14 protein-coding genes and 1 rRNA gene are annotated in these 14,602 nt (G+C 67.9%); 4 read left to right on the forward strand and 11 right to left on the reverse strand.

The window, feature by feature from the left end:
- From A3ES_RS0122295 to rpmG, 3 genes are all read right to left on the reverse strand, one after another.
- Positions 1-173 (reverse strand): 16S ribosomal RNA (locus A3ES_RS0122295); the annotation flags it as partial.
- 563 nt (positions 174-736) lie between these two features.
- Complete coding sequence (rpsN, locus tag A3ES_RS0122300) at positions 737-1,042, reverse strand: 30S ribosomal protein S14 (protein ID WP_020389062.1); 306 nt, start codon at positions 1,040-1,042, stop codon at positions 737-739.
- A gap of 3 nt (positions 1,043-1,045) precedes the next feature.
- Positions 1,046-1,213, reverse strand: a complete 168-nt coding sequence (gene rpmG / locus A3ES_RS0122305) for a 50S ribosomal protein L33 (RefSeq protein ID WP_020389063.1) — start codon at positions 1,211-1,213, stop codon at positions 1,046-1,048.
- Positions 1,214-1,268: 55 nt separating this feature from the next.
- Between rpmG and A3ES_RS0122310 the strand changes: the two genes are divergently transcribed.
- The 3 genes from A3ES_RS0122310 to A3ES_RS0122320 all read left to right on the forward strand — a co-directional run bounded on the left by A3ES_RS0122310 (position 1,269) and on the right by A3ES_RS0122320 (position 4,276).
- Positions 1,269-2,408: a CobW family GTP-binding protein gene (locus tag A3ES_RS0122310; RefSeq protein WP_020389064.1), complete on the forward strand. Its 1,140-nt coding sequence runs from the start codon at positions 1,269-1,271 to the stop codon at positions 2,406-2,408.
- Complete coding sequence (locus A3ES_RS0122315) at positions 2,405-2,650, forward strand: type B 50S ribosomal protein L31 (RefSeq protein WP_020389065.1); 246 nt, start codon at positions 2,405-2,407, stop codon at positions 2,648-2,650. The genes A3ES_RS0122310 and A3ES_RS0122315 overlap by 4 nt, the downstream gene beginning before the upstream one ends.
- 204 nt (positions 2,651-2,854) lie before the next feature.
- Positions 2,855-4,276: an aromatic amino acid ammonia-lyase gene (locus tag A3ES_RS0122320; protein WP_237745026.1), complete on the forward strand. Its 1,422-nt coding sequence runs from the start codon at positions 2,855-2,857 to the stop codon at positions 4,274-4,276.
- On the opposite strand, the gene A3ES_RS0122325 is transcribed toward A3ES_RS0122320, so the two are convergent.
- Entirely contained in the window at positions 4,273-5,247 is a 975-nt protein-coding gene (locus tag A3ES_RS0122325; protein WP_202806559.1) for an NADP-dependent oxidoreductase, read from the reverse strand. The genes A3ES_RS0122320 and A3ES_RS0122325 overlap by 4 nt on opposite strands.
- Before the next feature lie 57 nt (positions 5,248-5,304).
- On the opposite strand from A3ES_RS0122325, the gene A3ES_RS0122330 reads away from it, so the two are divergent.
- On the forward strand, positions 5,305-6,285 hold the full coding sequence (locus A3ES_RS0122330; RefSeq protein WP_020389068.1) for a DUF5937 family protein: 981 nt from the start codon (positions 5,305-5,307) through the stop codon (positions 6,283-6,285).
- Here the strand turns inward: A3ES_RS0122330 and A3ES_RS0122335 are convergent.
- The 7 genes from A3ES_RS0122335 to kdpB all read right to left on the reverse strand — a co-directional run bounded on the left by A3ES_RS0122335 (position 6,261) and on the right by kdpB (position 14,555).
- Positions 6,261-7,112 carry a prenyltransferase/squalene oxidase repeat-containing protein gene (locus A3ES_RS0122335; RefSeq protein WP_020389069.1) on the reverse strand — a complete coding sequence of 284 codons (852 nt, stop codon included), beginning with the start codon at positions 7,110-7,112 and terminating at the stop codon, positions 6,261-6,263. The genes A3ES_RS0122330 and A3ES_RS0122335 overlap by 25 nt on opposite strands.
- Positions 7,113-7,246: 134 nt before the next feature.
- The gene (locus tag A3ES_RS0122340) at positions 7,247-7,579 is read right to left on the reverse strand and encodes an SAM-dependent methyltransferase (protein ID WP_020389070.1); all 333 of its coding nucleotides are present in this window, start codon (positions 7,577-7,579) and stop codon (positions 7,247-7,249) included.
- A 46-nt stretch (positions 7,580-7,625) separates the two neighbouring features.
- Positions 7,626-8,642, reverse strand: a complete 1,017-nt coding sequence (locus A3ES_RS0122345) for a magnesium and cobalt transport protein CorA (RefSeq protein WP_020389071.1) — start codon at positions 8,640-8,642, stop codon at positions 7,626-7,628.
- 13 nt (positions 8,643-8,655) lie between these two features.
- Positions 8,656-9,333 (reverse strand): response regulator, encoded by a 678-nt coding sequence (locus A3ES_RS0122350; RefSeq protein WP_020389072.1) that lies wholly within the window; start codon positions 9,331-9,333, stop codon positions 8,656-8,658.
- A gap of 13 nt (positions 9,334-9,346) precedes the next feature.
- A complete protein-coding gene (locus A3ES_RS0122355; protein WP_020389073.1) occupies positions 9,347-11,932 on the reverse strand; it encodes a sensor histidine kinase in 2,586 nt (861 codons plus the stop codon).
- Between the two features lie 16 nt (positions 11,933-11,948).
- Entirely contained in the window at positions 11,949-12,536 is a 588-nt protein-coding gene (kdpC, locus tag A3ES_RS0122360; protein WP_020389074.1) for a potassium-transporting ATPase subunit KdpC, read from the reverse strand.
- Positions 12,537-12,551: 15 nt separating this feature from the next.
- Positions 12,552-14,555, reverse strand: a complete 2,004-nt coding sequence (gene kdpB / locus A3ES_RS0122365) for a potassium-transporting ATPase subunit KdpB (RefSeq protein ID WP_202806562.1) — start codon at positions 14,553-14,555, stop codon at positions 12,552-12,554.
- Between the last annotated feature and the right edge of the window lie 47 nt (positions 14,556-14,602).

Here is a 14,602-nt window from a genome sequence, read left to right on the forward strand (position 1 = left end):
ATCCGGTATTAGACCCCGTTTCCGAGGCTTATCCCGAAGTTGAGGGTAGGTTGCTCACGTGTTACTCACCCGTTCGCCGCTCGTGTACCCCCGAAGGGGCCTTACCGCTCGACTTGCATGTGTTAAGCACGCCGCCAGCGTTCGTCCTGAGCCAGGATCAAACTCTCCGTTGAAATCCATATGTCAACCACACACAAAGGCGTGGATAACAGACTACTTCGAGTGATCCTTTGATATCTCAGAAACAATCAAACTGACTTGAATCATAATTTCTCAAAGGAATCCGAACACGAACAACAGACAACCCAACACCCAAAATCCCGAAGGGACCAGGGCGGACAGGATCATCCAATGCCGTGAAACGGGTTAATGCTAAATTTCGGCATTGACTTTCGGCACGCTGTTGAGTTCTCAAGAATCGGACGCACACCGCGCCTGATTCTTCCGAACCAAGCTCCGGGGCAACCCGCCGAACATTACTGTTTCGTGCTGAGCCAGTCAAATCGGCTCTTTCCGAACCAGCCTCCCCACAAAACGCAGTGACCGAAACCCGCACGAGGCGTGCTTCAGCTCCTGGGACCTTCAGGGAGTTCGGAGCACCCGGCCGCTTTCGCGTCCCGCACTCGCTCCGACAAAGAGAACAATACACGCTCCGGAGAGTGCTTCTGCACGGGGGTACCTACGACAGCGCGGCGCCGGCCGGAACCACCTGATCCCGGCCGGCGCCGTGCTCGGATCACCAAGACGATTTGGTGATCCCCGGCAGTTCCCCACGGTGGGCCATCGTGCGGAACCGGACTCGGGAGATGCCCGCCTTGCGGAGGAAGCCGCGGGGGCGGCCATCGGCCACGTCGCGGTTGCGGACCCGGATCGGGCTCGCGTCCCTGGGCAGCTTCTGCAGCCGCAGTTGCGCGGCGCCGCGCTCCTCGACGCTCGACGCCGGGTCGGCGATGATCCGCTTCAGCTCGGCGCGGCGTTCGGCGTACAGGGCGACCGTTCGCTTGCGCTGTTCGTTCTTCGCGATCTTGCTCGTCTTCGCCATGGTTTACCGCTCTTCGGAGAAGTCGACGTGCCGGCGGACCTTCGGGTCGTACTTGCGCATCACCAGCCGGTCGGGATCGTTGCGGCGGTTCTTCCGGGTCACATAGGTGAACCCGGTCCCCGCGGTACTCCGCAGCTTGACGATCGGGCGGACATCGTTGCGCTTAGCCATGCCGGGGAGTGTACTCTGTACTGGTTATCATTTTCAATAACCATTGAGGGGTGCCATGCCGAGCCACCTGCCGATCACCCTGCTGACCGGCGTCGACGAGTCGTCCCGCGCCTCTGTCGCAGCCGAGTTGCTGGCAGCGCACGGCCGCGCCGTCCTGGTCGAGTACGACGTCGGCGCACTAGCAGGCGGGTCCGTACTGCGTATCGCCCGGACCGCCGGCGGCGTGATCGACCATGAGGTGATCCGGATGGGCCACCCGTGTGTGTCGTGTGCGATGCGCGGCACGCTCGTCCCGTTGCTGGTCAGCATCGCCGCGACCGAGAAGTACAACGCGGCGATCGTCTCGGTCCCCGGCGCAGGCGACACCCAGGCATTGGCCGAGGAGATCGCCCGCGATGCCGGCGACGAGCTCCGAGTGGACGCCGTACTGGCTGTGCTCGACTCGGCCACTTTCGCCGAGGATGTGAGCGGTGAGGATCTGATCCAGGACCGCGGCATTCCGACCGCCGCCGAAGACGGCCGGGCGATCGCGGAGGTACTGATACGGCAGGTCGAGTACGCGAACGCCGTGATCCTCAGCAGCGCGGATGCCGCTGAGGAATCCATCGCCACCACGCGCGCATTGGCCCTGGCACTGAATCCGCAGGCGCTGGTCCGGACTGCCGCGGCGGCGCGGGAGCTGTTCGGAGTACGGCTGCATGATCCGGATGCGGCTGAGGCGTGGATGGAGCCCGGCTCGATCAGTGCTCCGCTGCAGATCGACGAGCGGGCGCAGACCCTGGTCTGGCAGTCGGACCGGCCGTTCCATCCGGAGCGGCTGTACGACGTACTCGAGGAACTGGTCGTCGGATCGGTTCGCGGCAAGGGAACGGTCTGGCTCGCGTCGCAGCCACACGCGCGCCTGGGCTGGGACAGCTTCGGTGCCAACATCGCTCTCGGCGTTCTCGGTCCGTGGCTCGCCGATCTCCCGGTGGAGCGGTGGTCCGAGGTCGGCCAGACCCATCAGGCCCGGTCGGCCCTGGAGTGGCATCCCGAGCACGGCGACCGCGCGTCGTACCTGTCGATCACCGGTGTCGAGCTGGACGTCGGGGAATTAGCCAGGCTCCTCGATGGTTGTGTCCTTCGTGCGGGTGAGTCGGCCAAGAAGCTGACGGACCCGTTCGCCCCTTACCTGGAAGGAAGTACCGCAGCATGAAGAACGACATCCACCCCGACTACCGCCGGGTCGTCTTCCGGGACAAGTCCGGCGACTTCAGCTTCCTGACCGGCTCGACGCGCCAGAGCACCGAGACCATCGAGTGGCACGACGGGAACACCTACCCGGTCGTCGACGTCGAGATCTCGTCCGCCAGCCACCCGTTCTACACGGGCCAGCAGCGCGTGATGGACACCCAGGGCCGCGTGGAGAAGTTCAAGAAGCGCTACGGCCAGTCCTGACCCACTAAAACCTCCCCAAGCCCGCCGATCCCACCGGATCGGCGGGCTTTTTTCGTCCCCTTCAGCCGACCTTGAGCACCGGCCAGCCACCTACCCGCCAGTAGGCCGGCTGGCCGGTGCTCAAAGTGGTGGTGTCTCGGGTTTCAGACGGGCGCGGGCGTTGCGGGGCTCCGCGGGAGAGTGGGCGGGGGCCACACTGGGCGGGTGGAGCCCGTGGAGATTGTCGGGGTGGGGTTGTCGCCCCTGGATGCGGTGGCGCTGGGTCAGCGGCGGACGGCCGTGCGGCTCGGGCACGACGCGCGCAAGCGGATGGCCGAGTCCGCCGAGGCGGTCGCCGAGATCGCGTTGCATCGGCCGGTCTACGGGCGGACCACGGGCGTGGGCGCCAACCGGGACGTGCTCACCGCCGACCCCGAGCACGGCGCCCGGTTGCTGGCATCGCACTCGACGACGGGGACGACCTCGTACCCGAAGGACGTCGTGCGGCTGGGGCTGCTGATCCGGGTCAACCAGCTGGCCTCCGGGGGTTCCGGACTCGCGCCCGAGGTGGCCGACGCGATCGTTGCCCTGCTCAACGATGACGAGCTGCCCGATCTGCATCGCGGTGGCGCGATCGGCACCGGCGACCTGGGTTCACTGGCCGAACTCGGCCTGGCCCTGGGCGATGTCATCGACGGCACCAGCGCCCTCCCCCTGCTGTCTAGCAACGCGATCACGCTGGCCGAGTGCTGCCTCGCCTTTGTCGAAGCCGCGACGCTGATCAACGTCGTACCGCTCGTCGGCGGGCTCTCCCACGTCGCCCTGCGCGGCAACGCCGAGGTGTACGACGAACGCGTCCACGCGGCCCGCCCGCAACCCGGCCAGGTCCGGGTGGCCCGGCGGATGCGCGGGCTCCTCGACGACCTGCCGACCCCGCCGGCTCGCGTGCAGGACCCGTTCGGTCTGCGCGCTTTCGCCCAGGTGCTCGGCCCGGCCGTCGACCATGTCGATGCCTTGGGCAACGCTCTGGCGATCGACATCAACGCCTCGGCGGAGAACCCGCTGGTGGCCCGCGACACCGTGCTGCACAACGGCAACTGGCACGCGATGCCGATCGCGCTCGCGCTGGACTCGCTCCGGCTCAGCCTGCACTCGGTCGCGACGCTGTCCACCTCCCGGGTGGCGAACCTGGTCGATCCCGACTTCACCGGCCTGAGCCGCTTCCTGGCCAGCGGTTCGGAGGCGAGCTCGGGCGTGATGATGATCGAGTACGTCGCCCACGACGCCCTCGCCTCCGTCCGCTCGACGGCCCAGCCGGCCACACTCGGCACTGCGACGCTCTCCCGGGGCGCCGAGCATCACGCGAGCTTCGCGCCACAGGCCGCAGTACTGACTGGGCAGTTGCTGGACGCATTGCGGGATGTCTTGGCCTGCGAACTCGTAACGGCCGTACGCGCTGTGCGATTGGCCCGGCTGGATCCGGAGAAGCTCGCGCCGGCCGCGATCGGGCCGTGGCTCGCCGATGCGCTGGGCGCGCTCCCCGACGTGCTGACCGACCGCTCACTGCGCGACGACCTGGAGATCGCCCGAGGTCTCCTCACCCAGTGGGGCGACCGCCAAGTAGCCCACCCAGCCGAGGCGGATTAGAGCTCCACGAGCATCTTGCCGACGTTCTCACCGCGGAGCATGGCGAGGAAGGTCTCGACCATCGAGTCGAAACCGGGCACGATCGTCTCGTCCGAGATCACCTCGCCGGATCGCAGGTAGGGCGTCAGGAAGTCGTAGAGCTCCGGTCGCGCGTCCAGGTGTTCGCGGACCAGGAAGCCTTCCAGCCTGAGCTCTTTGCCGACGATCTCAAACAAGTTGCTGGGGGCAACTGGCGCCTGATGGTTGTACGACGAGACGGCTCCACACCATGCGATCCGGCCGCGCGGACGCAGTACGTCGATCGCCGCGGCCAGGTGCTCACCGCCAACGTTGTCGAAGCAGACGTCGATGCCGTCGGGAGCAGCCTCGGCGAGCAGCTCGCCGATCGACCCCGACCGGTAGGAGAAGGCCGCGTCGAAGCTGGCTTCTTCGGTGAGGTACTTCGCCTTCTCGGTCGTGCCGGTACTCCCGATCACCCGGCCGGCGCCGAGCAACTTGGCGATCCGGCCGGCCGCGGTACCGACTCCGCCGGCCGCGGCCGTGATGAAGATCGTCTCGCCGGGCTGGAGCGTCGCGATCCGGGTCAGGCCGACATACGCGCTCAGCCCGGTGCCGCCGAGGATGCCGAGGTGGGCGGACAGCGGTACGCCTGGGATCTCCTCGATCTTGCGGCTCTCTGCCGGCGTCACCAGAGCATGCGTGCGCCAGCTCTTGCGGTGGAAGACGATGTCGCCGGGCGCGAGGTCCGGCGTACCGGACTCGATCACCCGGGCGATCGCGCGTCCCTCCAGGCCCGCGTTGAGCTCCCAGTCGTCATCCATGCACTCGCGCATGTAGGGGTCGACGGACAGCAGCAGGTTCTCCACCAGCGCGGTACCCGGCTGAACCGACGGCGGCTCGATGTCGACGAAGGCGAACAGGTCAGCGGTGGGGACGCCGGACGGACGCCGTACGAGCTGGATCTCAGTCATGCCCATGATGAGAACCGGACGCCCTACGCCGGAGCCAGAGAGTTAGCCTGGAGCTAAATGATCAGCTACCGGCTCGGCGTCGACGATCTCGCGGACATGCGCTTCGCCTGCTCGCCGTTGCTGGAGACCGCGACGAGTTTGTGGGCCCTGTACGAGCCGTCGGCGCATGTTCTGCATCTGCCCTGGATCCGGCAGACCAAAGCGCTGCTCCAGGACTGGCCGGATCGTGAGCTGCTGATGTCGCTGGTCGCGCCGCAGGTCCAATGGCTGCCCGACTTCCTCACCCCACGACCGACCTCACCGCTACCGGACGTCGACGACGAACTCCGACGCGTCCGGTCGACGCCTCCTCGCCGGGCGGTCGCGGACGTCCGCAGCGCGTACTCCGGCCGCCCGCTGCCCGTCGAGTTGGAGCGGCTCTGCGCCCGGCCCCGCTTGTTGCGGGATCGGCTCGCGGATCTCCTCACGTCGTACTGGACTTCGGCGGTGGAGCCGCACTGGCCGCGTATGCGCGCAGTACTCGAGGCCGACATGGTCTATCGCGCCCGGCTGCTCGCGCGCGATGGTGCCGGCGCAGTACTGACCGGGCTCGACCCGAGTGCCCAATGGTCAGACGGAGTACTGCGGCTCCGCGTCTCGTCGTACGAGCTGGACTACGACGCGGAGGTGCAGGGGCGCGGGTTCTGGCTGGTGCCGACGGTGTTCGCCAAGCACGCGATCAGCCCGGTAGGCGCGGACGAGCCGCCCACTGTCGCGTACCCCGCCCGCGGCATAGGCACGCTCTGGGAACAAAGGCCATCCGAGCCGGGCGCGCTGGACAGCCTGATCGGACCGGCGCGCGCTGCGCTGCTGATCGCACTGGAGTGTCCTGCCTCCACGCTCGAACTGGCTCGTCGACGGCAGGTGACGCCGGGCGCGATCTCACAGCAACTGGCGACCTTGCTGACCAATGGCCTGGTCAGCAAGGCCCGCGCCGGCCGGGTCGTGCTCTACGCCCGCACCGAGCTAGCGGATCAGTTGATCGGCAAGCGGCCGTAGGCCTTGAGGGTGCGCAGCGCGTTGACTGTCAGGATTCCGCGGTATTCGAGGGTTGCGGCGGTGCCCGGGGGCTCCCAGGTGATCGCCCAGCCGCCGTCGTCCTGCTGATCGGCGATCAGGCGGTCCAGGTGGCCGTTGATCTGGTCGTCGTCGAACAGTTGCCGCCAGAAGCTGTCCGGGGTCGAAGCGAAGTGCAGCGGCGTCACGCCGTACGACGGGTCGGCGGCGTCAGCGCGGTAGTGGCTGAGCTTCGGCAGCCAGTCCCTCACCTTCGCCACGTCCGCTTGCTCAGTGTGCTCGAGGAACACCATCGACTCGTGCATCGCGTGGGCATCCTCGGGAAAGCCCTCGGTCAGGGCCGTCTTGCACCAGGCTTCGGCCTGGTCGCGCCACGGGTGCTCGACGCCCAAGTCGTACAGCCGCCCGACCAGACCGGCGGTCGGGTTGAGCCCCGGGACGTAGGTCCACTCGGCCACGTGCTCGGCTCGCGGGTAGCCCTCGATCACCGGCGAGGTCAGCGAGACGGCGCCCTCGGGTGTCGCGACCGACTGCAGCCAGTCGCAGGCCCGGCGTACCATCTCGTCGTCCCGGGCGCCGGCGGCGAGCAGGGTGTCGAACGCGGTCTCCACATCCAGCGCCACGCTGTCCGGGCACCGCTTGTCGGGCTCCAGCCCGTGGCCGAACCCACCATCGGCGTTCTGATAACCGCGCAACGCGTCCACCACTCCGGCCGGATCAGCGCCCTCGAACACGGTCGCGAACAAGCGGCGCTCCACCAGCCGCGCCTCGGTCCGGACGAATTCACGTGCAGCATCAAAAATCTCCATACGCCCACCATGCCCCGCTCCGGCCGGTCACGTCTTGAAGAAATCGGACATGCACCTGACTGCCGGCCACTTCGAGCCATGCCTGCGCGAGGGCGACATTCTCGACGAGCTGCTCAGCCGCTAGTACGCCGGCCTCAAGGCTTGACGGCCAGCACTGCGCCGATCAATCTTCCCCAGGCGGTCAGCTCTTCGGGCGCCCCCACGGGCCGCCATGCGTTGGCCGGGACCAGCCCCGGCGGAAGGACCGTGACGCCGTCCGGGAGGAGGGCGAGAATCTCCTCGTCGGTGCGCCAGCGACCTCGACCGATCGACTGCTGGACGACCTCCTGCAGCCGGGCGCTGCGAGCGTCGTCCGCGCTGCGGAAGTGGCTGACGAAGAAGTAGCTGCCGGAGGGGACGCGGTCGTACCAGAAGCGGACCAGGTCGGCCGGGTTCTCGTCTTGTCCCTCCGGTCCCTTGGCGTGCAACTGCAGTCACTCTATGTCGAGCACGGCACCAACCGCACTAGACGCACTAGAGCCAGCCGCGCTTCTTGAAGACGGTGTAGAGGCCGAGGCTGACGAGCAGCATCAGTAGTAGGGCGAAGGGGTAGCCGACCCGCCAGTGCAGCTCGGGCATGTCGGTGAAGTTCATCCCGTAGACGGTGCCGACCAGTGTCGGGGCGAACAGGATCGCGGCCCAGGACGAGATCCGCTTGACCTCCTCGTTCTGCCGCAGACTCAGCTCGGACAGCCGCTGGGTCTCTTCGTTCTGGCGCTGGGCGACCATGGTGGCGTTGACCCCGATCAGGTTGATCAGCAGCACCTTGAACGCGGCGGCCTGCTCCACCACCCGCTCGACGTGATCGGCGACGTCGCGCAGGTAGCGCTGCAGTTCCAGCTCGACGCCGTACTTCTCGAAGCCGGAGCGCAGATCGGCGAGCATGGCCGGCATCGGCTGGGTCGCGCGGAGGAACTTGACCACCTCCCGGAGCAGTTCGTAGATCCGCCGCGACACCTCGGGATCGGCGCCGAACACCTCGTCCTCGATCTCGTCGATGTCGCCCTGCAGCCCCTCGATCACCGGCTGGTACTCGTCGACCACCTGGTCGAGGATCGCGTAGAGCACCGCCTCGGGCCCCAGCTTCAGCAGCTCGGGCGAGGTCTCGAGGCGCTTGCGGACCAGGCCGAGATCCGGCGACTCGGCGTGCCGGACCGTGACGACGAATTCCTTGCCGGTGAAGATGTGCAGCTCACCGAACTCGACCCGTTCGAGGTCGTCGCGGTAGCGGGCGGAGCGCAGCACGGTGAAAAGCACCTCGCCGTAGCGCTCCAGCTTGGGTCGCTGGTGCGCGGAGATCGTGTCGTCGACCGCCAGCCGGTGGAAGCCGAACTCGTCACCGACCGACTCGATCTCCAGCGGGTCGGGCCGGTACAGGCCGATCCAGGCCATCCCCTGCCGCGCGCGGATCTGCCGGTAGGTGTCCTCGAGCGTGTCGGGTTCGGAGACCCGCCGGCCGCCGACATAGATGGCGTTGTCGATCACCGTCACGGCCAAGCCCCCTCTACGGTTCGAAGCGGTAGCCCATGCCGGGCTCGGTGAGCAGGTGAACAGGTCTGGCCGGGTCGGCTTCGAGCTTGCGGCGCAGCTGCCCCATGTAGAAGCGCAGGTTGCCGCTCGCCGTCTCGTACCCCGGCCCCCAGACCTCGGTGAGCAGCTGCCGCTGGGACATCAACTTGCCGGGGTGCCTGACCAGCACCTCCAGCAGGTGCCACTCGGTCGGTGTCAGGCGAACGTCCTCTCCTGACTCCAGTGTTACTCGCTTCGCCGACAGATCCACCTGAGCACCGCCGACCGTCACGATCGGCTGGTCCTGCGCGAGGTTGCTGCGCCGCAGTACCGCGCGCATCCGCGCCAGCAGCTCGTCGATGCCGAACGGCTTGGTCACATAGTCGTCCGCGCCCGCGTCGAGCGCCTCGACCTTGTCCGTACTGTCGGTGCGCCCGGACAGCACCAGGATCGGCGCCTCGGTCCAGCCGCGCAGCCCGCGGATCACGTCGATGCCGTCGAAGTCGGGCAGCCCGAGGTCGAGAATGACCAGGTCAGGCGGGTACTGCGCCGCCACCTTGAGCGCCGCCGTACCGCTGCCCGCGACATGCACCTCGTACCGCCGGGCCTTCAGGTTGATCTGCAGCGCCCGCACGATCTGCGGTTCGTCGTCGACCACCAGGACTCTGGTCATCCCCGCACCTCGGTCATCCCTGCGCCTCCGGTCCGGACGCGGAACGCTCCCGGCTGCCCGGTACCGGCGCGTCATCCGGCCTCAAGGTTGCCACTGGCAATGAAACGACCATCGTGAGGCCGCCACCCGGCGTGTCCTCCGGTTGCAGTGACCCGTTCATCGCCTCGGCCAGTCCACGGGCCAGTGCGAGTCCGAGCCCGACGCCGGTCGTGTTGTCGGTGTCCCCCAGCCGCTGGAACGGCGCGAACACCCGGTCGCGGTGCTCCTTCGGAATGCCCGGGCCCCGGTCGATCACCCGTACTTCGACGATGTCGCCGAGCGAACTCCCCGTCACCAACGGCGGCCGCCCAGCCGGCGAATAGCGGACCGCGTTGGCCAGCAGATTCGCGAGCACCCGCTCCAGCAGAGCCGGGTCGGCCTCGACGAGCGGCAGCGTGTGCGGGATGTCCACGGTGACGTCGCCGTTGCCCTCGCCCAGCTCGGCCAGCGCACCCGGCATGATCTCGTCGAGCGCCATCGGCCGCGGGAAAACAGGCAGTACTCCGGCCTGCAGGCGACTCAGGTCGAGCAGGTTGTCCACCAGGCGCGTCAGCCGGTCGAGGGATTCGTCGGCCGTCTCCAGCAACTCGTCGCGCTCGTCGTCGGTCCAGTCGACATCCGAGCTGCGCAGGCTGGTCACAGATGCCTTGGCCGATGCCAGCGGCGAGCGCAGATCGTGGCCGACCGCGCGAAGGAGCGCAGTACGGAGCTTGTCCGCCTCGGCGAGCGGCTTGGCCTCCGCGGCTGCCTCGCTCAACCGGGCCTTGTCCACCAGAGCCGCCGCGTGGGCCGCGAAGGCACCGACCAGTCGACGTTCGTCCGCCGCGAGTGACCGTCCTTGCAGGACGAGCACCAGGCCGTCCCTGCCCGGGATCTCCGCGTCGCCATCCTCCGGCCGCCGGCAGGTCGGCGTACCGGCTGAGGCCAGTGGGCGCCAGGTCTCGGTCAGCTCATCGGTGTCGATGCGTTCCATCAGGCACGCGCTCGTCATCCCGAACGCCTCGCGGACCCGCTCGAGCAGCGCGGCCAGGGCGGTTTCGCCGCGTAGTACGGAGCCGGCGAGGGTCGCCAGCGTCTCGGACTCGGCCGCCGACCGCGCCGCCTGCCTGGTACGCCGGGCCGCCCGGTCGACCACCGAGGAGACCAGCGCGGCGACTCCGACGAAGATGCCCAGGGCCAGCACGTTGTTCGGCTCGGCGATCGTGAAGGTCCTGGTCGGTGGCGTGAAGAAGTAGTTCAGCACCAGGGTGCCGGCGATCGCCATCACCAGGGCCGGCCACAGACCGCCGACCAGAGCGACAACCACCACGGCGAAGAGGAACGCCAGAACGTTGCTGGTCAGGTTCAGCGTGTCGCCGCCGAGGTCGAGCAGCAGCGCCAGGAGCGGGGGCAGTACCACCGCGAGTGCGAAGCCGTAGCCGAGCCGGCGCCGGGACAAGCTGCCCTGTCCACGCGGAAGCCGGCCGCGACCCATCTCCGAGTGCGTAACGATGTGGACGTCGATGTCGCCGGAGTCGCGGATCGAGCTGGCCCCGATGCCTGGACCGGTGAGCAGCGCGGCCAGCCGGGAGCGGCGGCTGCCGCCGAGGACCAACTGGGTGGCGTTCTCGGCGCGGGCGAAGGACAGCAGCGCGTCGGGGATGTTCTCGCCGACGACCTGGTGATAGCTGCCACCGAGGCTCTCGACCAGCCGGCGTTGCTGAGCCAACGCGGTCGGATTGGCGCCGGTCAGTCCGTCGGACCGGGTGATGTGGACCGCGAGCAGATCCCCTCCGGAGGAGCGGGCGGCGATGCGGGCGGCACGCCGGATCAGGGTCTCGCCTTCGGGTCCGCCGGTGAGCGCGACGACGACCCGCTCGCGCGCCTCCCAGGTGGAGTCGATGTCATGTTGGGAACGGTACTGCTGCAGGCCGGCGTCGACCCGGTCGGCGAGCCAGAGCAGCGCGAGTTCGCGCAGGGCGGACAGGTTGCCGACCCGGAAGTAGTTGCCCAGGGCAGCGTCGATCTTGTCCGCCGCGTAGACGTTGCCGTGTGCCATTCGCCGGCGCAGCGCCTCGGGCGTCATGTCGACCAACTCGATCTGGTCCGCGGCCCGGACCACCCGGTCGGGCACGGTCTCCTGCTGCGGTACGCCGGTGATCTTCTCGACGACGTCGTTGATCGACTCCAGGTGCTGGATGTTGACCGCCGAGATGACGTCGATGCCGGCCGTCAGCAACGCGTCGATGTCCTCCCAGCGCTTCGCGTTCCGGCTGCCCGGAACGTTGCTGTGGGCAAGCTCATCGACGAGTGCGACCTCGGGCCGGCGGGCGAGGACGGCGTCGAGGTCCATCTCGGTGAAGCTGCTACCGCGGTAGTCGATGATCCTGCGCGGCACCACTTCGAGGCCGTCGAGCATGGCGGCGGTGTGCTCACGGCCGTGGGGCTCGATATAGCCGACCACCACGTCCGTACCGCGCTCATGCCGGCGCTGCGCCTCGCCCAGCATCTTGTAGGTCTTGCCGACGCCGGGCGCGGCACCCAGGTAGACCCGCAGGTGCCCGCGACCGCTTGTGCTCATAGGTTCATCGTCTCAGTTAGTTCATGGCGGCAAGGTCGGCGTTCAGGGTGACCACGTTCACGCGCGGTTCGCCGAGGAAGCCGAGGGTGCGGCCTTGGGTGTTCTCCTTGACCAACTGTTGCACCTTCGCCACGTCCAGGCCGCGCTCCCGGGCCACTCGGTTGACCTGCAGAGCGGCGTACGCCGGGCTGATGGCCGGGTCGAGCCCGCTGCCACTGGCCGTGAGCGCGTCGGCCGGCACCTGCGACGGGTCCACACCCTCGAGCTTGGCGACAGCCGCGCGGCGCTTGGCGATCAGGTCTTCCAGTTCCTTGTTGTTCGGCCCGTACTGCGAAGCGGCGCTGCCCGCGGCGTCGTAGTCGACCGCCGATGGCCGGGTCTGGAACAAGGAAGGATCCTTCGAGTAGTCCTGGCCGATCAGGTCGGACGCCACGTCCTTGCCGTCGACCTGGATGACCGAGCCGTTCGCGTTGTCGTGGAACAGCACCTGCGCGGCACCGGTCATCGCCAGTGGGTAGATGACGCCCAAGGCGAGCGTGAAGATTGCGATTGCCCGCGTAGCGACCCCGAACTGACGGAAGGTCGCGGGAAGTCTGCTGGACATTTGTCTCTAAGCCCTTCAGCCGATGCCCGGGATGAGCGAGATCAGCAGATCGATGAGTTTGATGCCGATGAACGGGCTGACCAGCCCGCCGACGCCGTAGATCAGCAGGTTGCGCCGCAGCATCGCCGACGCCGAGGACGGCTTGTACTGCACGCCCCGCAGCGCCAGCGGTACCAGCGCGATGATCACCAGCGCGTTGAAGATGACCGCGGACAGGATCGCCGACTCGGCCGAGTCCAGCCGCATGATGTTGAGCTTGTCCAGCCCCGGATAGGCCGTCGCGAACAGGGCCGGCAGGATCGCGAAGTACTTGGCCACGTCGTTCGCGATCGAGAACGTGGTCAGCGATCCGCGGGTGATCAGCAACTGCTTGCCGATCTCAACGATCTCGATCAGCTTGGTCGGGTTGGAGTCGAGGTCGACCATGTTGCCGGCCTCCTTGGCGGCCGACGTACCGCTGTTCATCGCGACACCGACATCGGCCTGCGCGAGCGCGGGAGCATCGTTGGTGCCGTCACCGGTCATCGCGACGAGCCGGCCACCCTCCTGCTCCTGCTTGATCAGCGCCATCTTGTCCTCGGGCGTCGCCTCGGCCAGGAAGTCGTCGACCCCGGCCTCCTCGGCGATCGCCTTCGCGGTCAAGCGGTTGTCACCGGTGATCATCACGGTCCGGATGCCCATCGCGCGCATCTGGTCGAAGCGCTCGCGCATCCCTTCCTTGACGACGTCCTTGAGGTGGATGACACCCAGCGGGCGAGCCACCCCTTCTTTGCTGATGGCAACGACCAGCGGAGTACCACCGGAGGCGGAGATGCCGTCGACGAGCTCGCCGAGCTCGGCGACCACCGTGCCGCCCTGATCGTGGATCCAGGCGGTGATCGCGCCGGCCGCGCCCTTGCGGATCTGCCGGCCGTCCACGTCCACGCCGCTCATCCGCGTCTGCGCGGTGAACTCGACGAACGTTGCGTGCGGCAACTCTCCGGTGTGCCGCTCCCGCAGCTCGTACCTCGTCTTCGCCAGGACGACGATCGAGCGGCCCTCCGGCGTCTCGTCGGCCAGGCTGGACAGCTGGGCCGCGTCGGCCAGCTCCGTCTCGGTGACCCCGGCGAGCGGGATGAACTCGGACGCCTGCCGGTTGCCCAACGTGATCGTGCCGGTCTTGTCGAGCAGCAGCGTGTTGACGTCACCCGCTGCCTCGACCGCCCGGCCGGACATCGCCAGTACGTTGCGCTGGACCAGCCGATCCATCCCCGCGATCCCGATCGCCGACAGCAGCGCGCCGATCGTGGTCGGGATCAGGCAGACCAGCAACGCGACCAGCACGACGATGCTCAGGTCGATTCCGGCGTACTCGGCGAACGGCGGCAGCGTCACGGTGGCCATCAGGAACACGATGGTCAGGCTGGCGAGCAGGATGTTCAGCGCGATCTCGTTCGGCGTCTTCTGCCGGGAGGCACCCTCGACCAGCGCGATCATCCGGTCGATGAAGCTCTCCCCCGGTTTGGTGGTGATCTTCACGACGATCCGGTCCGACAGCACCTTCGTACCGCCGGTGACGGCGCTCCGGTCACCGCCGGACTCCCGGATCACGGGAGCCGACTCACCGGTGATGGCCGACTCGTCGACGCTGGCGACGCCTTCGACCACATCGCCGTCGCCAGGGATGATCTGACCGGCCTCGACGACCACGAGATCGCCGAGTTGCAGCGAGGCGGCCGGGACCTCCTGCTCGCTGAGGCGATCCGCGGACAGCTTGCGCGCGGACGTCTCGGTCTTCGCCCGGCGCAGCGTGGCCGCCTGGGCCTTGCCACGTCCCTCGGCAACGGCTTCGGCGAGGTTGGCGAACAGCACGGTCAGCCACAGCCAGACCACGATCCACCAGACGAACACCGAGGAGTCGGTGAAGGCGAGGATCGTGGTCGCGAACGCGCCCACCTCGACCACGAACATCACCGGGTTCTTCACCATCACCCGCGGATCGAGCTTGCGCAGCGCGTCCGGCAGCGAGGTCAGCAGCATCTTCGGGTCGAACAGACCGGAGGCTGCCTTCTTGGGGGTTACCGCCG

Origin of the sequence: Kribbella catacumbae DSM 19601 (assembly GCF_000372465.1) — a bacterium.
GTDB lineage: Bacteria > Actinomycetota > Actinomycetes > Propionibacteriales > Kribbellaceae > Kribbella > Kribbella catacumbae.